Annotated in this window: 14 protein-coding genes and 1 pseudogene; 6 read left to right on the top strand and 9 right to left on the bottom strand. The window is 70.9% G+C overall.

Features of this window, described 5'->3' with window-relative positions:
• Nucleotides 1–15: 15 nt before the first annotated feature.
• Entirely contained in the window at nt 16–1,488 is a 1,473-nt protein-coding gene (locus ACFVSN_RS06560) for an endo-1,4-beta-xylanase (protein ID WP_387591546.1), read from the top strand.
• Nucleotides 1,489–1,589: 101 nt separating this feature from the next.
• Nucleotides 1,590–2,564 carry a glycoside hydrolase family 6 protein gene (locus ACFVSN_RS06555; RefSeq protein ID WP_387591549.1) on the top strand — a complete coding sequence of 325 codons (975 nt, stop codon included), beginning with the start codon at nt 1,590–1,592 and terminating at the stop codon, nt 2,562–2,564.
• A gap of 64 nt (nt 2,565–2,628) precedes the next feature.
• Here the strand turns inward: ACFVSN_RS06555 and ACFVSN_RS06550 are convergent.
• Nucleotides 2,629–3,051: pseudogene (locus ACFVSN_RS06550) on the bottom strand (FadR/GntR family transcriptional regulator); the annotation flags it as partial.
• 643 nt (nt 3,052–3,694) lie between these two features.
• On the opposite strand from ACFVSN_RS06550, the gene ACFVSN_RS06545 reads away from it, so the two are divergent.
• The gene (locus ACFVSN_RS06545) at nt 3,695–5,170 is read left to right on the top strand and encodes an endo-1,4-beta-xylanase (RefSeq protein ID WP_387591552.1); all 1,476 of its coding nucleotides are present in this window, start codon (nt 3,695–3,697) and stop codon (nt 5,168–5,170) included.
• 96 nt (nt 5,171–5,266) lie between these two features.
• Nucleotides 5,267–6,691 carry a non-reducing end alpha-L-arabinofuranosidase family hydrolase gene (locus tag ACFVSN_RS06540; RefSeq protein ID WP_387591555.1) on the top strand — a complete coding sequence of 475 codons (1,425 nt, stop codon included), beginning with the start codon at nt 5,267–5,269 and terminating at the stop codon, nt 6,689–6,691.
• Nucleotides 6,692–6,741: 50 nt separating this feature from the next.
• Here the strand turns inward: ACFVSN_RS06540 and ACFVSN_RS06535 are convergent, their stop codons facing one another.
• From ACFVSN_RS06535 to ACFVSN_RS06520, 4 genes are all read right to left on the bottom strand, one after another.
• Nucleotides 6,742–8,415 carry a hypothetical protein gene (locus ACFVSN_RS06535; RefSeq protein WP_387591558.1) on the bottom strand — a complete coding sequence of 558 codons (1,674 nt, stop codon included), beginning with the start codon at nt 8,413–8,415 and terminating at the stop codon, nt 6,742–6,744.
• Nucleotides 8,416–8,610: 195 nt separating this feature from the next.
• Nucleotides 8,611–9,861, bottom strand: coding sequence for an FAD-binding protein (locus tag ACFVSN_RS06530; protein WP_387591561.1), 1,251 nt, complete (start codon nt 9,859–9,861; stop codon nt 8,611–8,613).
• A gap of 96 nt (nt 9,862–9,957) precedes the next feature.
• Nucleotides 9,958–11,886, bottom strand: a complete 1,929-nt coding sequence (locus ACFVSN_RS06525; protein WP_387591564.1) for a phosphatase PAP2 family protein — start codon at nt 11,884–11,886, stop codon at nt 9,958–9,960.
• A 104-nt stretch (nt 11,887–11,990) separates the two neighbouring features.
• A complete protein-coding gene (locus ACFVSN_RS06520) occupies nt 11,991–13,352 on the bottom strand; it encodes a jacalin-like lectin (RefSeq protein WP_387591567.1) in 1,362 nt (453 codons plus the stop codon).
• Nucleotides 13,353–13,498: 146 nt separating this feature from the next.
• Here ACFVSN_RS06520 and ACFVSN_RS06515 point away from each other — a divergent pair, with 146 nt between their 5' ends.
• Both ACFVSN_RS06515 and ACFVSN_RS06510 read left to right on the top strand, forming a co-directional pair.
• A complete protein-coding gene (locus tag ACFVSN_RS06515) occupies nt 13,499–13,891 on the top strand; it encodes a winged helix-turn-helix transcriptional regulator (RefSeq protein ID WP_387953804.1) in 393 nt (130 codons plus the stop codon).
• Nucleotides 13,892–13,933: 42 nt separating this feature from the next.
• Nucleotides 13,934–14,296: a DUF1304 domain-containing protein gene (locus ACFVSN_RS06510; RefSeq protein WP_387591570.1), complete on the top strand. Its 363-nt coding sequence runs from the start codon at nt 13,934–13,936 to the stop codon at nt 14,294–14,296.
• Between the two features lie 232 nt (nt 14,297–14,528).
• Here the strand turns inward: ACFVSN_RS06510 and mmsB are convergent, their stop codons facing one another.
• From mmsB to ACFVSN_RS06490, 4 genes are all read right to left on the bottom strand, one after another.
• Nucleotides 14,529–15,764 (bottom strand): multiple monosaccharide ABC transporter permease, encoded by a 1,236-nt coding sequence (gene mmsB, locus ACFVSN_RS06505; protein WP_387591573.1) that lies wholly within the window; start codon nt 15,762–15,764, stop codon nt 14,529–14,531.
• A 3-nt stretch (nt 15,765–15,767) separates the two neighbouring features.
• Nucleotides 15,768–17,315: a multiple monosaccharide ABC transporter ATP-binding protein gene (mmsA, locus tag ACFVSN_RS06500; protein ID WP_387591576.1), complete on the bottom strand. Its 1,548-nt coding sequence runs from the start codon at nt 17,313–17,315 to the stop codon at nt 15,768–15,770.
• Nucleotides 17,316–17,415: 100 nt separating this feature from the next.
• The gene (gene chvE, locus ACFVSN_RS06495) at nt 17,416–18,510 is read right to left on the bottom strand and encodes a multiple monosaccharide ABC transporter substrate-binding protein (protein ID WP_387591579.1); all 1,095 of its coding nucleotides are present in this window, start codon (nt 18,508–18,510) and stop codon (nt 17,416–17,418) included.
• Nucleotides 18,511–18,881: 371 nt separating this feature from the next.
• Nucleotides 18,882–20,060, bottom strand: a complete 1,179-nt coding sequence (locus ACFVSN_RS06490; RefSeq protein WP_387591582.1) for a S1 family peptidase — start codon at nt 20,058–20,060, stop codon at nt 18,882–18,884.
• Between the last annotated feature and the right edge of the window lie 32 nt (nt 20,061–20,092).

Genomic DNA, 20,092 nt, shown 5'->3' with positions numbered 1-20,092 from the left:
CATTGGAGGGCGTCCATGCCTCTCGGAAAGATCCTGATCAGGCTTCACCACACCTGGGCCGCCGTGGTGGTCATGGCGCTGGTGCTCGCGGCCGGCGTGACGGCCGCGACGCCCCCGGCCACGGCGGCCGGCAGCACGTTGAAGGCGGCGGCGCAGGCGGACGGCCGGTACTTCGGCACCGCCCTGACGGACGGCGACCTCGGGGTCGGCGGTGAAACCGCCGTCGCCGGCGCGCAGTTCGACATGCTGACCCCGGGCAACGAGATGAAGTGGGACACCACCGAGCCGGCTGCCGGCTCGTACGATTTCGGGCCCGGTGACCAGCTCGTGCAGTTCGCCCGGGCACACGGCATGCGGGTGCGCGGCCACAACCTGGTGTGGCAGGACCAACTTCCCTCCTGGGTGTCGAACCTGCCGCTGAGCCAGGTGCGCTCCGCCATGGAGGCGCACATCACCACCGAGGCCACCCACTACAAGGGACAGGTCTACGCCTGGGACGTGATCAACGAGCCGTTCAACGGCGACGGCTCCCTCGTCCCCGACGTGTTCTACCGGGCGATGGGAACGGACTACCTCGCCGACGCGCTGCGTACCGCGCACGCCGCCGACCCCGGGGCGAAGCTCTACATCAACGACTACAACATCGAGGGCGAGAACGCGAAGAGCAACGCCCTGTACATCCTCGCCCAGTCGCTGCTCGCCCAGGGTGTGCCGCTGGGCGGCATCGGGTTGGAGAGCCACTTCATCCTCGGTCAGATCCCCGCCGACATGCAGGCCAACATGCAGCGGTTCGCGAACCTCGGCCTGGACGTGGCCGTCACCGAACTGGACGACCGGATCCAGCTCCCGGCGTCCGGAGCGGCCCTCCAGCAGCAGGGCACCGACTTCGCCGCCGTGGTGCGGGACTGCCTGGCGGTCTCCCGCTGCGTGGGCGTGAGCCAGTGGGGCATCGACGACGCGCATTCGTGGATCCCCGGCACCTTCCCCGGATACGGCGCCGCCACCATGTACGACGACAACGACCAGCCCAAGCCGGCCTACTCCGCGGCGCTCTCCGCCCTCGGCGGATCGAGCACCGGCGGTGGTGGCGGCACGACGGGAGAGTTGCACGCGGTGGGCGCCGGCAAGTGCCTGGACGTGCCGAACAGTTCGACCGCGGCGGGCACCCAGGTGCAGATCTACAGCTGCTGGGGCGGCACCAACCAGATCTGGACGCACACCTCCGCCGACCAGCTGAGCGTCTACGGCGGCGCCGGCCGGATGTGCCTGGACGCCTCCGCACAGGGCACGGGCTCCGGCACGAAGGTGGTCGTCTGGCCGTGCAACGGCCAGGCGAACCAGCAGTGGCACGTGAACACGGACGGCACCGTCACCGGTGTCCAGTCCGGCCTGTGCCTGGACCTGCCCGGCGCCTCCACCGCCGACGGCACCCTGGTTCAGCTGTGGAGCTGCAGCGGCCGCAGCAACCAGCAGTGGACGCTCGGCTGACACCGAACGGGTGCGGCCGGACGGCACCGGGGCTCCGGGACCATCCGGCCGCACTGCGCCCGCGAGTAATCCCCCCGCCCCCACCGAGGGAAGGAAGCACCGTGCGCCGTGCGCTCCCCAAGCTGTCCCTGCTCCTGGCCCCCGCACTCGCCGGCCTGCTGGTTGCGGTCCACCCCGGCACCGCGTACGCCGCCGATCCCACCACCATGACCAGCGGCTTCTACGTCGACCCGGACTCCAGCGCGCAGCAGTGGCTCAACGCCAACCCCGGCGACGGCCGCGCCCCCGCCATCCGGTCGTCGATCGCCGACGTGCCGACGGCGCGTTGGTTCGGCAACTGGAGCGGCACCATCGGGACGGCGACCGGGTCCTTCGTCGGAGCCGCGGCCGCCCGCGGCAAACTGCCGATCCTGGTGGCGTACAACATCCCCGACCGGGACATCTGCGCCGGGCAGTCCGGCGGCGGCGCGGGCTCCGGCGCCGCCTACGCCAGCTGGATCGCCGCGTTCGCCGACGGCATCGGCAACCGGCCGGCGGTGGTCGTCCTCGAACCCGACTCGCTGGGGGACGAGAGCTGCATGACGCAGACTCAGATCTCCGAGCGCAACGCCCTGCTGCGCAACGCCATCGCGCAGTTCAACGCCAAGGCCCGGAACACCTGGGTCTACCTCGATGCCGGCAACCCCGCCTGGTTGAGCGCCGAGACCATGGCCGAGCACCTGGCCGCGGCCGGTGTGCGCGGCGCCCACGGGTTCTCCCTCAACGTGTCCAACGTCTACCCCACCGCACAGAACACGGCGTACGGCGACGCCGTCAACGCGGTCCTCGGGGCGGCGAAGGGGTTCACCAAGCCGTACGTGATCGACACCAGCCGCAACGGCAACGGATCCGACGGCACCTGGTGCAACCCGGCGGGGCGGCGGATCGGCACGCCCACGCGGGCCGGCGGCGGCGCCGAGATGCTGCTGTGGATCAAGGCGCCCGGCGAATCCGACGGCAACTGCGGCACCGGCACCGGATCGACCGCCGGACAGTTCCTGCCGCAGGTCGCCTACAACCTGGTCTACGGCTACTGAGGCGAGGAACCGGCACGACGACGATGCAGGGGAAGCCGCCCCGCCGCGGCTTCCCCTCACGCCGTTATCCGAACAGGCGTCGCTGGATCTCCCGGCGGTAGTCCTCCAGCGTCCGGTCGAGGTGCACCGCCGTGGCGGCGGCCGCCTCGTCGGGCCGGCCGTCGCGGATGGCCCGGTAGATCGCCTCGTGCTCCTCGACCGCGGCCTTGGTGCCTTCGCTGAGCACGTCGTGGATGCCGATGGCGCTGGACTGGCGCTGCAGCCGGCGTGCATCGCGCACGGCGCTGAGCAGGAAGGTGTTGTGCGCGGCGGTGGCCACGGCCGTGTGGAAGTCGTCGTCCGCCTGGTTGAACACGTCGACCTGGCCGTGGACGAACCCGTGCCGGCACTGCTGCATGGCGACCTCGATGGTGCGCAGCTCGGCGGGTGTGGCCCGGGTGGCCGCCAGGCTGCTCGCGGCCGTCTCCTGGACCTTGCGGAACTCGAAATCCCACGGCAGATCCGGCATCCCGCCATCGCGCCTGGTCACGGCTCCGGACGCAGCCCGATTTCCTTGACGAACCACATGGACGAACCACATAGCGGCACCCCGGGATGCCACGTGCTCCGAAGCGCGCGAAGTTCCTGCTGAGGTGAGGAGTCCCACGGCGCAGGCTGCGGTCTGCCGATGAGTGCGGCTCGTTCACGGGGGCCGGTCTTGCCCCGGCCCCGCCGCCGCATACCTGCCCGTGCCGGCGATGCGCGGCGGCGGTCGGAGCTAGGGATCGACGACCCGTATGTGTGCTCCGCCTCCCGGGCCGCCCAGGGGCTGCCGCCTGCGCACGAGGGTTGCCGCCCCTCCCGGAGTCGGGGTGGGACCGAACCGTGGCCGTCGGTCCGCTGGTGCGCGGAGTATTGACAACTCGCACCGACTGAAGGAGATTTCACCTGAACATGTCAGGCGGTCCGAGTGTCTCCACTGCCAATTGTTAGCGTTAACGGGCAGGGGCTCGGCCGCCGGGGCACACACCAGCCCGCTGTGCCCGGCAGGACCGGCTCGGCCGACGTGTGCGCTCGCACGACGGTCAGGACGAGGCTCCGGTTCCCGATCGGTGTGCAGGAAATCCCCCACCCAAGGAGAACGATCCGTCATGCCACGGCTCAAGAAGAGGCTCCGGCTCCGCAAGGTCCTGACGGCTGCCGCATGCATGGTCGTCGGCTCGGCCACGGCCGTCGCCGCCAGTCCCGCGGCTCAGGGCGCCGGGGCGACCACGCTGGGTGCGGCGGCGGCCGGCAGCGGCCGCTACTTCGGCACGGCGGTGGCCGCGGGCAGGCTCGGCGACCCGGCGTACTCCACCATCCTCGACCGGGAGTTCAACACGATCACCCCGGAGAACGAGATGAAGTGGGACACCACCGAACCCTCCCGCGGGTCGTTCAACTTCGGCCCCGCCGACTCGATCGTCGGCCACGCCGCCGCGCACGGCCAGAAGATGCGCGGGCACACCCTGGTCTGGCACTCCCAACTGCCCGGCTGGGTCGGCTCCATCAACGACGCCAACACCCTGCGCAGCGTGATGAACAACCACATCACCACCGAGATGAGCCACTACAAGGGCAAGATCTACGCCTGGGACGTGGTCAACGAGGCCTTCGCCGACGACGGCAGCGGCCGGCACCGCGGCTCGGTGTTCCAGAACGTGCTGGGCGACGGCTTCATCGAGGAGGCCTTCCGCACCGCCCGGAACGTCGACCCCTCGGCCAAGCTCTGCTACAACGACTACAGCATCGAGAACTGGTCCGACTCCAAGACCCAGGGCGTCTACAGGATGGTCAGGGACTTCAAGTCCCGCGGCGTGCCGATCGACTGCGTCGGCTTCCAGAGCCACTTCGGTGCCGGCGGCCCTCCGCCGAGTTTCCGGACCACCCTGTCCAACTTCGCCGCGCTCGGCGTGGACGTCCAGATCACCGAACTCGACATCGCCCAGGCGCCCGCCGGCGCGTACGCCGACACCGTCCGGGACTGCCTCGGCGTCGCCCGCTGTACGGGCATCACCGTGTGGGGCATCCGCGACGGCGACTCCTGGCGCACCGGCGAGAACCCGCTGCTGTTCGACAACAACGGCAACAAGAAGTCCGCCTACGGTGCGGTGCTCGCCGCCCTGGGCGGCGGCAGCGGCGGCACACCCAGTGGGGGCATCACCTCCGGAGCCGCCTACAGCCTGTCCGACGTGGCCGCCGGACGCGTGCTCGACGAGCCCGCGGGACAGAACGGCAACGGCACCCCCCTCCAGATCTGGGACGCCAACGGCGGCGCCGCCAACCAGCAGTGGAGGGCCGACCAGAACGGCGACGGCTCCTACACCTTCACCAACGTCGCCAGCGGCCGGGTCCTGGACGAGCCGGGCGGCCAGACGGGCAACGGGACGAGGCCGCAGGTGTGGGACGCCAACGGCGGCGCCAACCAGCACTGGAGGGCCGGCCAGAACGGCGACGGTTCCTACACCCTGACCAACGTCGCCAGCGGCCGGGCACTGGAGATCCCCGCCGGTCAAACCGCCAACGGCACCGCCGTCCAGATCTGGGACGCCAACGGCGGCGCCAACCAGCACTGGAACTTCCGGTGATCTGAGCCGCGGGGGCGCGCCCGTGCCACCGCCGGGCCCCTGCACCTCGCCCGCACAGCCGTGTGACAGCTCCATCCGTCGACAAAGGAGGTCCCCATGCGCAGACGAAGGTCCAGCCGCAGGCATCCGTCCGTGGTGCTCACCGCCGTGGTCGCGGCCGTGGCGGCGTTGGCGGCCATGCTCGTCGCCGGCACCGCCCAGGCGGCCACCACCGGCGCCTTGCGCGGTGCGGGTTCCGGTCGGTGTCTCGATGTGCAGAACGCGGGCCGGGGTGACGGCACGTCCCTGCAGATCTACGACTGCTCGAACGGGACCAACCAGCTGTGGACGTCGACGTCCGGCAGCCGGCTGACCGTGTACGGCGACAAGTGCCTGGACGTTCCGGGCCACGCCACCACGCCCGGCACCCGGGTGCAGATCTGGGCCTGCACCGGCGCCGCGAACCAGCAGTGGCGGGTGAACTCCGACGGCACGGTGGTCGGAGTGGAGTCCGGGCTGTGCCTGGACGTCACGGGCGCCGGTACGGCCAACGGCACGGCGGTGGAGATCTGGACCTGCAACGGCGGCGGCAACCAGAGCTGGACCGGCCTGTCCGCGTCGACCCCGCCGGGCGGCAACTGCGCCCTGCCGACGACGTACCGCTGGTCGTCGACGGGCGCGTTGGCGCAGCCGGCGAACGGGTGGGCGTCGGTGAAGGACTTCACCGACGTCGTGTACAAGGGCAAGCACCTGGTCTACGCGTCGAACGTGTCGGGTTCGTCGTACGGCTCGATGATGTTCAGTCCCTTCGCGAACTGGTCGGACATGGCCTCCGCCGGCCAGATCGGGATGGGCCAGGCCGCGGTGGCGCCCACGCTGTTCTACTTCGCGCCGAAGAACATCTGGGTGCTGGCGTACCAGTGGGGCCCGTGGCCCTTCATCTACCGCACGTCGAGCGACCCGACCGACCCCAACGGCTGGTCCTCGCCCCAGCCGCTCTTCACCGGCAGCATCCCCAACTCCGGCACCGGTCCGATCGACCAGACCCTGATCGCCGACGGCCAGAACATGTACCTGTTCTTCGCCGGTGACAACGGCAGCATCTACCGGGCGAGCATGCCGATCGGGAACTTCCCGGGCAACTTCGGATCCTCCTACACGACGGTCATGAGCGACACGCAGAGCAACCTCTTCGAGGCGCCGCAGGTCTACAAGGTCCAGGGCCAGAACCAGTACCTCATGATCGTCGAGGCGACGGGGGCGAACGGGCGCTACTTCCGCTCGTTCACGGCCACCAGCCTCAGCGGTTCGTGGACCCCGCAGGCCGTGAGCGAGAACAACCCCTTCGCGGGCAAGGCCAACAGCGGCGCCGGCTGGACCAACGACATCAGCCACGGTGACCTGGTCCGCAACAACCCCGACCAGACCATGACCATCGACCCCTGCAACCTGCAGTTCCTCTACCAGGGCAAGTCCCCCACCGCGAGCGGCCCCTACGACCAACTGCCGTGGCGGCCGGGCCTCCTCACCCTGCAGCGCTGACCCGCCCGACCCCGGGGACCCCGGCCGCGAACCGGCCGGGGTCCTTCCGGTCAGCGACCGGCCCCGCAGGCCCGCAGCGTGGCGGAGAGGGCGGGACGGATCGGGACGAGGAGCTCGACGTTCCGGTCCCGGACGGTGCCCGCCGACTCCGGACCACCGACGCGGGTCGGTTCGTTGGCGCAGACCTCGCGATGGGCGGAGGCCAGGTCCCACAGGCCGAGACCGGCGCCGGGTTCGAGCGGTGCGGCGTGGTCGATCATCGTGGAGCGGACCACCAGGACGTCCGTGCCGACGAGGAGCTCCAGCATCCGTGCCTGGGACGGCCACTCGCACAGGCCGGACGTGATGACGTGCCAGAAGCCGCCGCCACCCGAACGCCTCCTGGGCGTCACCGAGTTGAGGTGCCGGTGACCCGCCAGCCAGAGTGCCACGTTGCCGAAGCGGTGCAGGAGCGCCTCGACCTCGCCGCCGAGTACGCGCGGCAGGTCCGCGTCCGGGTGCGCCGCCTCGTCCGGCCGTTCGGTGGTGTTGTCGAACACGCCCAGCCCGTGGTGCGACGCCAGGACGACCACCCGGTCCTGGAAGCCCGTGCGGACCTCGGCGCCGGCCGCGTCCCGGTAGGAGGAGTGCACCTCGATCAGGCACTGCTCCAGCCAGTCGCGCTGGCGCCTTCCGATGCTTCCGGTGACGTGGCCGGCGGGGTTGGTGGTGTCGAGGACGATCACCCGGACTCCGGGGACCTCGTCGTAGCAGTAGTAGGTGCGGCCCTCGGCGAGGTCGGACTCGCTGAACCCGTGTCCGCGGGGTGTGCCGGGGCTGTCCAGGTGCGCCCGGATGTACTCGGTCTTGTCGATGATCCGCCGGTCCGCTCGCGGCCGGATGGTCATCGTCGGTCCGCCGGCCAGCACCGCCGGGTCCATGAGGTAGGCGTCGGCCGGCGCCCGGGGCAGTGCGGCGGGTGCGGCGACCGGCCGTCGGTCGCCGGTGAGCACGGCCTGGAAGCCCGGTGTGACCGGTGCGCGCCCCTGCGCGAGGCAGTCGTGGTTGCCGAAGCAGGCCAGCCAGTCGACGCCGAAGCCCCGGGCGGGGAACGGCGCGGCCGCCGAGGCCAGCAGGCCCGGCCGGTCCGGGAAGCCGTACCTCTGTTTGTACCGGTCACGCGACTTCGGCTCCGGGTTGTAGTAGTCGCCGGACACGGTGTACGACGGGATCGCCGCGGTGTCGCCGCTCCCGCTGGCGCCGAATGTCGGGTCCACGCTCCCGCCGCCGTGCATCAGCGTCAGGAACTGGCGGAGCTCGTTGCGTTGGGCGTTGTCGGTGTTGTCCCCGGTGGTGAGCACGAACCGGACGGGTGTGCCCGGATCCCTCGCCAGCCTCGCCACGGTGCGGGCCATCGCCTCGAACGCGTGGGTGGAGACGATCTCCTGCGGACGGTACGCCGGTACCATCCTGGACCAGCCACGCCGGTCGGCGTACCGCTGGACGAAGTCGATCCGGCCGGGCGAGGCGATGTCCGCGAGCTGGTGGTCGGTGACGTGCACGAACCGCAGAAGGGAAAGGAGCGGCCCCGTCCGGCGCCCGGTCAGGTCGTCTCGCGTGACGTGCGGTTCACCGGGCGCCGGGGCGAGCCTGCGGTACGCCCGCTCACTGCCGTGGCCGACCACTGCGCCCGGGACGATGGTGGCGTCGAGCGTGGTCACCACGACATCGGTCGGTTCCGACAAGGGAGGTCGGGCTTCCTCATTGGCCTGGGACTCGCCATGGCGGATGAAGTGCAGGGGCAACTGGGCGTCCTCTGTGCTGGGCGGCGATGCACCGAAACGTGAGGTGCCCAAGTCAATCCCGATGAAGTTGAACCGTCAAGCAAATGTTAGCGTTAACGCGCACGGTCGCCGCAAGGCCCCCCTTGAGCGCAGGTGCTACGTGGCAGGGAAGTGGCGGGCGATGAACTCGTTGCGGAACGTGCCCGCCGGATCGAACTCGCCGAGCAGCCTCCGGAAGTCGTCCCAGCGCGGGTACGACTCCCGGATCACCTCGGGCGTGGTGGTGAAGACCTTGCCCCAGTGCGGCCGGGCGGCGAAGGGGGACAGGGCCTCCTCGACCGTCCTGACCGCCTCCGCCACGGCCGCCGCGTCGGGGTGCCAGGTGAAGTGGTAGGCGACGCAGTCGCGTTCGAACGCGGGGCTGAGCCACAGGGCGTCCGCCGCGACCGTGCGGATCTCGCCGATCTGCAGGGCAGGTGAGATCCGGTCCCTGACGGCGTCCAGCGCGTCGAACGCGGCGACGGCGTCGGTGCGGGCGACGAAGTACTCGGACTGCAGCTCGTCGCCGCTGCTCGGCGTGAAGTCCGGTCGGAAGTGGGGGAGCCGGGCGTGCCACCGGCCCGGAAGGCCCAGCTGCGGCGTGCAGGGTTCGGGCGGACACCCCGGCACGGGATGGCGCGGACCGTCGGCGAGCACCGCGCCGAGCCAGGTCCCGGGGGCGTCGGGGCCGCCCCGGCGCTTGAGCCAGACCTGATCGATGCGGTCCGTCCGCCAGCCCGTGAAGAGGCTGACGCTGTACGCGGCCGCCATGATCTCGTCGAACCGCTCGCGCAGCACGGCGGTCGGCAGCCCCTCGTAGACCCACTGCCGGACCTCGAACGCCGGGACCACGTCCAGGGTCAGCCGGGTGACCGCGCCGAGGGCGCCCAGGGCCACGACCGCGCCGGGGAACTCCGCCGCGTCCCGGTCGATCGTCACCAGGGCGCCGTCCGCCGTGACCAGCTCGACGGCTCGGACCGCCGTGGCGAGGCAGCCGTTGGCGACCCCCGAGCCGTGCGTCCCGGTGGCGCACGCGCCGGCGACCGAGATGTGCGGCAGCGACCCGAGGTTGTGCAGCGCGAATCCCGCCCGGTCCAGTACCCCGGCGAGCTCGCCGAACCGCATCGCGGCGCTCACCGTGACCGTGCCGGCCCGCTCGTCCAGGTCGACCACCCGGGGCAGGCCGGCGACGGACACCAAGTCGCCCGTGGTGTCGGCGATCGCGTTGAACGAGTGCCCGGTCCCGAGGATCCGCACGGACCGGCTGCCCGCGACGATCCGCCGCAACTCGTCCACGGAGCGCGGCTCGTGGAACCGCTCGGCGCCGAACGTGATGTTCCCGGCCCAGTTGGTCGCGGCCACGGTCATGGGCGTTGCCTCCTCGGGTCTCGCGAGCGCACAGGTCGTTGGCGTGCCGGTGTGAGCGCGAACAGAGCCGCGCACCGGCGGGCTCGGCAACGGGGCTCAGCAGCGGGTCAACCGCACCGCGAGGCCGTCGTGGGTGTAGAGCGGCGTCGCCCGGTACCCGTCCGCGTCGACGGTGACGCTGCCGAACCTGCCTTGCAGCGTACGCCCGTTGAGCACCGGCAGCACCACGTCGTCGTCCGGTTCGAGGGAGTCCGGCAGCCGCAGGACGAGCTGCGCGTCACCACCGAGCGTCACCCGGCCCGCGACCGTCAGGGCCGGGGCGTGGCAGTGGTGGAGCGTCAGCTCCAGGCGGGTGCCGGCGGCCTGCAGGTAGTCGCCGCGCAGCCGGACGGGTCCCTGTTCGACGTCCACCCGCAGGGTGCCGCCGTGGACCTGCACGTCGCCGCGTCCCAGGGCGTCGCGGGAGCCGGCCGCGAGGACTCCGGCCGCCACCACGGTGGGGCCCGTGTAACGGTTGGTGCCGGTCAGGGTCAGTGTCCCGGTGCCGCGCTTGGTGAGGCCGCCGGGCCCGCCGATGTCGTTGCGCCAGGAGTCGGCCGCGCAGAACCCGCCGTCGGCGGCGTTCAGCTCCACGGTCACGTCCCGCTCGAACGAGCCGTAACCGTCGGCCGCGGCGAACAGGTCGAGCCGGCCCCACATCTCCGGTCCGTCCAGCAGGACGTAGCCGGAGGGCAGGGCGGTGGTGCGCAGCACCTCGCGGCGCTGGGCGGCGTCGAGGTAGGGCAGGCGGGTCTCCAGCAGGACCTCGGCGCCCTTGGGCACGCTCATCGGGACGTTCGGGCCGCTACGGCGCAGGACGTACGTCAGCCGCGGGGTGACCTGCTCGGCGTTCGCCTCGCGGTCGGCGTACGGGTCCTCGGCTGGAGCGCCTCCGTGGGCGAAGGCGTACAGGGTGTCGGGCGTGGTGCCGGTCTTCGACCGGAAGTACGCGGCCGCCTGGCTCCGGGCGGCGGCCTTGAGGGCGGCGTTGCGCGGGTCGGCGAGCGTGGCGGCGGCGAGCGCCGTGGCGAGCGTCCGGCCGCCGATGACGTCGAGCGGGGAGTGCATGCCGGCGGTGATCCGGGTGTGGCTGAGCTCGAAGGCCCGGGTGACCAGCTCCTGGAAGCGCTCGGGCACCGCGTACGCGAGGGCCAGCGCGGCCAGGTGGAAGGCGTTGGTGTGACCGCTCACAAAGCCGCCGTCGTCGACCGCGGAGCTGCCGCGCTGGCGCAGCAGTTGCGCGGCGACGACGACGTCCGTGTCGTAGACCGGGTAGCCGAGGGCGTCGGTGGCGCCGGTGTCGACCACCGCGCTGTCCTCGTTCAGGCGCCAGGGGCGCGGGTACCGGTACGCGTACTTGGCGGGGTTGCCCGAGGCGTACGGTCCGCGGAGCGTGTTGACCAGGGCGACCACCTGCCCCAGCTCCGAGTCGACGGCCCCGGGGCCGAGCGCGGAGCCGGCGGGCGCGTCGGCGGGGACGGCGTCGTCGACCTTCGCGGGCGGGGTGGCGTCGGGCGCCGTGGTGATCGAGGTGACGGCTCGGGCGCCCGTCCGGTACAGGTCGGCGAGCGGGCCGAGGCCGGCGATGACGGCGTAACTCTGGTGCTGGCGGTCGTAGATGAAGGCCTCGCGGGCCTCCGCGTCGGTCCGCTCGGTGGTGACCTGCACGCAGTAGCGCACATTGGCGCGCAGGACGTCGGTGAGCAGCGGTGAGCCGTCGTTCCAGGAAGCGCCGGTGTGCCAGACCCGGTTCATCCCGGTGAGGATGCGTACGGCCGCATTCCCCTCCGGGCTGAGGTCGGCCATGGTGTTGGTCGCGTAGGAGTCGACGAAGGCGGCGCCCTGGGCGGGGCCGGCCGGCGCGGCGGCGGCCTGCTGTGGGGTGGCCAGCAGGCTCAAGGCGGTGGGCCCGGCGAGAATGCCGACCGAGGTGCCGGCGGAGTTCCGCAGGAAGCGGCGGCGGTCCAGGGTGCGGTGATCGTTCACGTTGGTCTTCCTGCGGTGGTGGGCCCGGCGGGCGGAACGGTGCTCGGGAACGACGGGGGTTCCCCGGCCCGGGTGGCGGCCCGGGCCGGGGAAGTGCGGGGTGGTCAGCGACGGGTGAACAGGAAGCCGAGCTTGTCGACCTCGTCGCCGGCGCGTCCGTGGAACCCGGCGATCTGCCAGCCGGCGGGCGCGGTGCGGGTCACGCAGTCCGCGGTGGTGGTGCCGCCGGCCAGGGACCTGCCCAGGTTGGTGCTGAACGAGGCGTAGAAGATGCGGGTGTGACCGTCGCGCGAGCCCTGGCAGAGGGTGGCAGCGCTCACATACTCGCCGCTGCCCAGGGTGAGCGAGGAGGCGGTGCCGCCGGAGCCGCCGTGCGTGAGCGTGGTGCCGTCGGCGAGGGTCAGCCCGACCTGGTCGACCCGGGCGCCGGAGCGCAGGCCGACCGTGCTGACCCGGGCGCCGGGCGCGACGCGGTCGATGTCGTCGTAGAAGTCGCCGTGCGGGCCGCCGAACTGCTCGCTCGCGAGGTAGGCGGGGTTCCGGCTCCAGGTGAAGCCCACGGCGACCGGGTCGTGGTCGGAGAGCATCTTGCCGGAGCCGTCCAGGAAGTCGGTGTGCTTGTTGGCGTACGAGGTCGCGGTGAGCGAGACGAGCGCGCTGCTGCGGTACAGGACCTTGTCGACGATCTCGCAGGTGTCGGTGGGCGCGTTCTGGTCGCACAGCAGCGGGTCGGCGCCGCGGGTCGGCGCCACGCCGCCGCGCTCCAGCTGTACCCACGCGTCGGTGAGTCGGTTGTCGGCGGCGAAGGCGGCGATGGTGTCGTCGGCGCGCGTGTAGCGCGTGTTGGTGTCGCCCATCACCACGACGGCGTTCCCGGCCGAGTGGGTCCTGATGTAGCCGGTGAGCTGCGCCAGGTTGGCGGCGCGGGCGGTCTCGTCGCCGGGGTTCGTGCCCGCGTTCGCGTGGAGGTTGTAGAAGTCCACGTACACGCCCTCGGTCAGCCGGGTCCGCATGAAGGTGAAGCCCTTGGGGGTGAGGCAGTCACCGGAGTCGAGCTGGCAGTCGTTCCACTTGACGCGCTCGAAGTCGTCGGTGTCGTAGGCGAGTCCGGACAGGGTGTTGAGGCCGCTGCCGATGCCCGCCCCGCCGCTGGTGGCCGTGCGGTACGGGTGGGTGTCGGCGGCGTACAGCGCGGCGTGGTAGTTGAAGTCCTCCTCGACGTGCACGACGTCGTACGGCCCGAGCCGCTGCCCGATGGCGGTGGTGCTGCTCTGCCGCTCCGTCGGGGCGCTGTTCACCGGCTGCGGAAGCCCGGCGACGTTGTACGTCAGCACGGAGAACGACCCGCCCCCGGTGTCCGCGTGCGCGGCCGGCGCGCCGGTCAGGCCGCCGAGCGCGGCAGCCGTGCCGAGCGCGCTCACGAGGAGGGAGCGGACGAGGGTGTGGCGGAGGCGGGACTTCGACATCGGTGTGCTCCGATCGGAGTACGGCGACGGGATCCGGTGCCCGGAGCGTATGAGCGAACCATGAGCGCGTCAACCCCGCCGGAACGCTCATGAAACGCCTCTGACCTGTGTATTTACCAGGCCATGACAGGTCTCGCGGGAAAGTTATGTTAGCGTTAACAAGTTGTTCATGGCGGTGCTCGACGAGCCCAGGTGGTTCAACACGAGATCACGCGCCGCATCGACGGCGTGACCCACCGGTCCTGACCCGGACCCTGCGCCGGGTGGAGCGCAACGGGATGATCGTGCGCCGCGTGCTGCCGACCTCGCCGGTCGGGGTCGAATACTCGCTCACCCCACTCGGGCGGTCCCTGCTGGAACCGTCCGGCCAGTTATGCGCCTGGACGGTCGTCCACGCGGACGTGGTCCGGGCGCGCCAGGTGGAGTGCGACCAGCGGGCCCACCGCGGCGAAGGCCAAGGTGTCGCTGCGCCGGGGAAGTTTGGGGAGCTCGGCGGTCTGATCGCGTGTCACCTCCCGCCCAGGGGTGCGTCCGCTTGACGACCGGTCAGATGCTTGACGTGGCAGCGTAGGATGCCTGGTATGTCCACAGTTGCCGTGATCGCGGTTGTCGCGCTCGCCCTCCTGCACGTCTACATCCTGGTCCTGGAGATGTTCCTGTGGACCACTCCCCGGGCCCGGGCCTCCTTCGGGACTTCCGAGGAGTTCGCGCTCGGGACCAAGGCGTTGGCCGCCAACCAGGGCCTGTATAACGGCTTCCTGGCGGCCGGGCTGCTTTGGGGTGCGTTCGCCGCCGACCCGGTCGGATTCCAGACGCGGGTGTTCTTCACGTCCTGCGTCGCCGTCGCCGGGGTGTTCGGGGCCGTGACCTCCTCCCGGAAGATCCTGTTCGTGCAGACCGTGCCGGCGCTGATCGTGCTGGTCCTGGTGCTGCTGGCCCGCTGAAATCCCTGCTCACCGAAAGCCCGAATGACCGGTCCACCAAGGGGTGCCTCTACCGAGAGGCACCCCTCGTGCTTTTCGGTTCCTGTCTTCTCACCGGGCTCGGGAAGTGCCTTGTCGGACTTCGCGCATGGGGAAGTCTGCACGGAAAGGACTTCGGGAGGATGACAAACGGGCGGGGAACGACGCCGTGCCCTCATCACGGTGTGTCGCTCCCCACCCGAGCTCTGGGGGGTTAGGAACCGGCCTTGCGCTTGTTGTAGACGTCGAAGCCCACCGCTGCGAGCAGCACCAGGCCCTTGATCACCTGCTGGTAGTCGGTGCCGACACCGACCAGCGACATGCCGTTGTTCAGCACGCCGAGCACCAGGCCACCGATGATCGCGCCCATCACGGTGCCCACGCCGCCGCTGGCGGAGGCGCCGCCGATGAAGGCGGCGGCGATCGCCTCCAGCTCGAAGTTGATGCCGGCCTGCGGGGTGCCGGCGTTGAGCCGCGCGGCGAAGACCAGCCCGGCGAGCGCCGCGAGGACGCCCATGTTGGTGAAGGCGAGGAAGACGACCCGCTTGCTCTTCACCCCGGACAGCTTGGCCGCGGCCTCGTTGCCGCCGATGGCGTAGGTGTGCCGCCCGATGATCGAGTTGCGCATCAGGTAGCCGAAACCGACCAGCAGGGCGCCGAGGATCAGCAGGACGATCGGCACACCGTGGTAGCTGGCCAGCAGCAGGGTGAACACGAGCACGGCCGCCGTGATCACGGCGAGCTTGGCCAGGAACAGCCCGAGCGGAAGCACCTCCAGCCCGTACGAGGCGGTCTGGCGGCGGCCGCGCACCTCCTGGAGGACGGCGACGGCCAGTACCGCGAGGCCCAGCAGCAGGGTGAGGTTGTGGTAGTTGGTGTGCGGGCCGACCTCGGGGAGGAAGCCGCTGCTGATGCTCTGGAAGCCCTTGGGGAACGGCGCGACCGACTGGCCCTGCAGCAGGATCTGGGTGCCGCCGCGGAACAGCAGCATGCCCGCCAGGGTGACGATGAAGGACGGGATGCCGAGGTAGGCGATCCAGAAGCCCTGCCAGGCGCCGGCGAGGGCGCCGACCACCAGCGCGGCCAGCATCGCCACCGGCCACGGCACGTGGTGCTTGACCATCATCACCGCGGCCGCGGCCCCGACGAAGGCGGCCAGCGAACCGACCGAGAGGTCGATGTGCCCGGCGATGATGACGATCATCATCCCGATCGCCAGGATGAGGATGTAGCCGTTCTGCTGGATCAGGTTGGTGATGTTGAGCGGCTGGAGCAGGATGCCGTCCGTCCAGACCTGGAACAGCAGCACGATCAGCGCGAGAGCGACCAGCATGCCGTACTGGCGCACGTTGCCGCGCAGCGCGCGGGCCAGCACGCCGCCGAGGGAGGGGCCGGGACCGGCCTGCGGTGCCTTCGGGGACGAATCCGGGATGATCTCGGTCGGGGCCATGCCTCACACCTGCTCGTTGCTGGATGCGGCGCTCATGGTCATGAGCCGCATGAGGGATTCCTGGGTGGCGTCGGCCCGGGCCACCTCACCGGTGATCCGGCCTTCGGCCATGGTGTAGATCCGGTCGCACAGGCCCAGGAGTTCGGGGAGTTCGGACGAGATGACGAGCACGGCCTTGCCCTCGGCGGCCAGCTCGGCGATGACGGTGTAGATCTCCGCCTTCGCACCGATGTCGATGCCCCGGGTGGGCTCGTCGAGGATGAGGACCTCCGGCTCGGCGAAGATCCACTTGCTGAGGACGACCTTCTGCTGGTTGCCGCCGCTGAGCGTGCCGGTCCGGGTGAACACCGTCGGGGCCTTGATGTTCATGGTGCGCCGGAAGGATTCGGCGACCTTCGCCTCCTCGTGCCGGTCGACCCGGCCGTTCCGGGAGACCTTGCCGAGCGCGCTCAGCGAGATGTTCCGGCTGATGTCGTCGATGAGGTTGAGGCCGAAGTGCTTGCGGTCCTCGGTGACGTACGCGATGCCGTGCCCGATCGCCTCGGGCACCGTCCGGGTGCGGATCTCCCGGCCGTGCAGCAGCACCCGGCCGGCGGCCCACCGCCCGTACGAGCGGCCGAAGACGCTCATCGCCAGTTCGGTGCGGCCGGCGCCCATCAGGCCGGCGATGCCGACGATCTCACCGCGCCGCACGGTCAGCGAGGCGCCGTCCACCACCATCCGCTGCTGGTCGATCGGGTGCCGGACGCTCCAGTCCTCGACCTCGAAGGCGACCTCTCCGATGTCGGGGGTCCGCTCGGGGTAGCGGTGCTCCAGGTCGCGGCCGACCATGCCGCGGATGATCCGGTCCTCGGAGATGCCCCCGGGGCCGATCCCGATGGTCTCGATGGTCCGCCCGTCGCGCAGGATGGTCACGGCGTCCGCGACCCGGGCGATCTCGTTCAGCTTGTGCGAGATGATGATGCAGGAGATGCCCTGGGCCTTGAGTTCGAGGATCAGGTCGAGCAGCTTGCGGCTGTCCTCGTCGTTCAGCGCGGCGGTCGGCTCGTCCAGGATGAGCAGCTTGACCTTCTTGGCCAGGGCCTTGGCGATCTCGACCAGCTGCTGCTTGCCCACACCGAGGTCGGCGACCCTGGTGTGCGGACTCTCGTCCAGGCCGACCTGCCGCAGCAGGTCGGCGGCGTGGGTGAGCGTCCGGTGCCAGCTGATGATGCCCCGGGTGGCGTGCTCGTTGCCCAGGAAGACGTTCTCGGCGATGGACAGGTACGGCACCAGGGCCAGTTCCTGGTGGATGATGACGATGCCGCGCTGCTCGCTGGCCCGGATGTCCTTGAACCGGCAGGGCTCGCCCTCGAAGAGGATCTCGCCCTCGTAGTCGCCGTGCGGGTAGACGCCGCTGAGCACCTTCATCAGGGTGGACTTGCCGGCGCCGTTCTCGCCGCAGACGGCGTGCACCTCGCCCGCGCCGACGGCCAGGTTGACCTCGGAGAGTGCCTTGACGCCGGGGAACGACTTGCTGATCGACCGCATTTCGAGAACGGGTCCAGCCATGGTTGTGCTTCCGTATCGTTCGGGGGCGGTGCGGTGGCCACGGGTTCTCCGGCCCCGCACCGCCGGTCGGGAGCCGGGCCCGCCGGGCGGGCCCGCCGGACTACTTCAGCTGGTCGGCGGTGTACTGGCCGCTGTCCACCAGGACCTGCCGGTAGTTGTCCTTGTCGACGCTCACCGGCTGGAGCAGCTGCGCCGGGACGGTCTTGGCGCCGTTGTCGTACTGGCTGGTGTCGTTGACCTCGGGCTTCCCTCCGGTCAGCACCGCGTCGCCCATCTGGGCGGCGGCCTTGGCCAGCTGGCGGGTGTCCTTGTAGACGGTCTGGGTCTGCTCGCCCGCGATGATCGACTTCACCGAGGCCAGCTCGGCGTCCTGGCCCGTGACGACGGGCAGGGACTTGGCGGTGCCGTAGCCGACGCCCTTGAGCGAGGAGAGGATGCCGATCGAGATGCCGTCGTACGGCGAGAGCACGGCGTCGAGGTGGGCGGAGGTGTAGGCCTTGCTCAGGAGGTTGTCCATCCTGGACTGGGCGAGACCGCCGTCCCAGCGCAGCGTGGCGACCTGGTTGAAGTCGGCCTGGCCGCTCTGCACGACCAGCTTCTTCTGGTCGATGTACGGCTTGAGCACGCTCATCGCGCCGTTGAAGAAGAACGTGGCGTTGTTGTCGTCCGGCGAGCCCGCGAACAGCTCGATGTTGAACGGGCCCTTGCCGTCCTTGAGCCCGAGCTTGTCGACGATGTAGCCGCCCTGGAGGACGCCGACCTTGTAGTTGTCGAAGGTCGCGTAGTAGTCGACGTTCTTCGTGCCGCGGATCAGCCGGTCGTAGGAGATGACCGGGATGTGCGCGTCGGCGGCCTTCTGCAGCACGTTGGTGAGCGAGGAGCCGTCGATGGCGGCGATCACGAGCAGCTTGGCGCCCTTGGTGATCATGTTCTCCACCTGGGAGACCTGGTTCTCCACCACGTTGTCGCCGTACTGGAGGTCGGTCTTGTAGCCCTTGGCCTGGAACTCCTTGACCATGTTGTCGCCGTCGTTGATCCAGCGTTCCGACGACTTGGTCGGCATGGCGATGCCGACGAGACCGCCCTTGGCGTCGCCCTTGCCCGCGCCGTCACCGACGCCGTTGGCGCTCTGGCCACAGGCTGCCAGGGAGAGGGCGAGACCCGCGGCGACGAGGCCCGCTGAAAGCTTCCGCACAGTTCCTCCAGTGATGTTCCGCGACCGGCACGGCGCCGCCCGGCAGCCGGGCGGCCGGGCGCGGTCGAGCGGGAGCCGGCCGGGAGCGGTCCTCGTGCCGAGGGAAGTGGATCCGCAGGGCTCCGGCCTGGCGTGAAATGTAGTGTTAACGCTCACAACGGTGGCGTCAAGGGGCTTCGGATCACCGTTGGATCGCAGTGCCCCGTTGGCCGCTCCGTGTGAACGCCCACCGCTGGAGGGAGAGTTGCCCGGAAGGCCGGGGTATGAATTTTGGGTGAATGCTTGGTTTCGCGCGGGCCTCAAAGCGGGCCTCAAAAGAGTGCCCGCCTCCCGCCGGCGGACGGGAGGCGGGCACCCGCTCGGAGGGGCGGTCAGCCGGTGGCCAGGGAGAGGCCGTAGGCCTGGAGGATCGGGTTGACCGGCTGGAAGTAGGTCGTGCCGCCGGAGGTGCAGTTGCCGGAGCCGCCGGAGGTGACGCCCTGCGCCTGGCTGCCCGAGATGAACGAGCCGCCGGAGTCGCCGGGCTCGGCGCACACGGTGGTGCGGGTGAGCCCGGAGACGGAGCCCTCGGAGTAGTTGACGGTGGCGTTGTACTGTCGCACGGTGCCGCAGTGCCAGCCCGTGGTGGAGCCCGACCGGCAGACCGAGGAGCCGATGGGGGCGACCGCGGATCCGGAGACCGTCACCGTGCCGCCCGCGTAGTTGTTCACCTGCGGCTGGGCCGTCCAGCTCGAATCGGCCTGGACCCACGAGTAGTCGTTGCCGGGGAACGTCGAGCCCTGGAAGGTGCCGATGGAGGAGCCGTCCGGGGCGGCGGCGCTGGAGCCGGCCTGGCCGCAGTGGCCGGCGCTGACGAAGCCGGGCTGGCCGTTCGAGGTGACCGGGAAGCCGATCGAGCAACGGGCCGCGCTGTCGATGAAGTAGGCGTCGCCGCCGCGCAGGTCCGCCAGCGGCGCGGGGGAGTCGGACGCCGGCTCCACCCGGACGAGGGCGCGGTCGACACCTGCCTCGCGGAGGAACGCCTCGGTGCGGCCGGTGTCGGTGGACTGGACGACGACGGTGTTCGCGGCGACGTCCACGTACCAGAGGGGGGAGGCCTCGGGGGTGGTGCTGCCCGCGGCACGGTCGAGTGCGTCCTTCGCGCCGTCGAGCGCGGCGAGGCTGTGCCGGACGACGGTGGCGCTGCCGCCGTGGGCGGTGATCTCGCGGGCCGCGGAGGCGTCGGTGGTGGCGACGGTGAGGGTGGCGTCGGACCCGCTGACCCAGGCGCCCGCCCAGCGTTCGCCGAGTGCCTGCCGGAGCGCTTGCTGCACCGAGGCGGCGCGGGCTTCGTGGGCGAGTCGGGCGCCGGCCTCCTGGGGGGTGAGGCCGAGGTCGCGCTGGAGTGCCCGGAGCAGGGGTGCGGCGGGCGGGGCCGCACCGCCCTGAGGGGCCGCCAGGGCGGCGGCTATCGCGGTCCCGTTCGCGTGGGCGCCCGCCGGCGCCACGGTGGCGACCAGGGCGACGGCCGTCAGGGAGCACGCGGCAACGGCCGCGCGGAGTCGGAGCATTGGGGTCTCCTCGGAGTGGGGGTTGCCGGAAC

This window comes from Kitasatospora sp. NPDC057904, from assembly GCF_042887925.1.
Classification (GTDB): domain Bacteria; phylum Actinomycetota; class Actinomycetes; order Streptomycetales; family Streptomycetaceae; genus Kitasatospora.
Note: the sequence above shows the minus strand (reverse complement) of the source record. Positions and strands in the feature narration are given on the sequence as shown.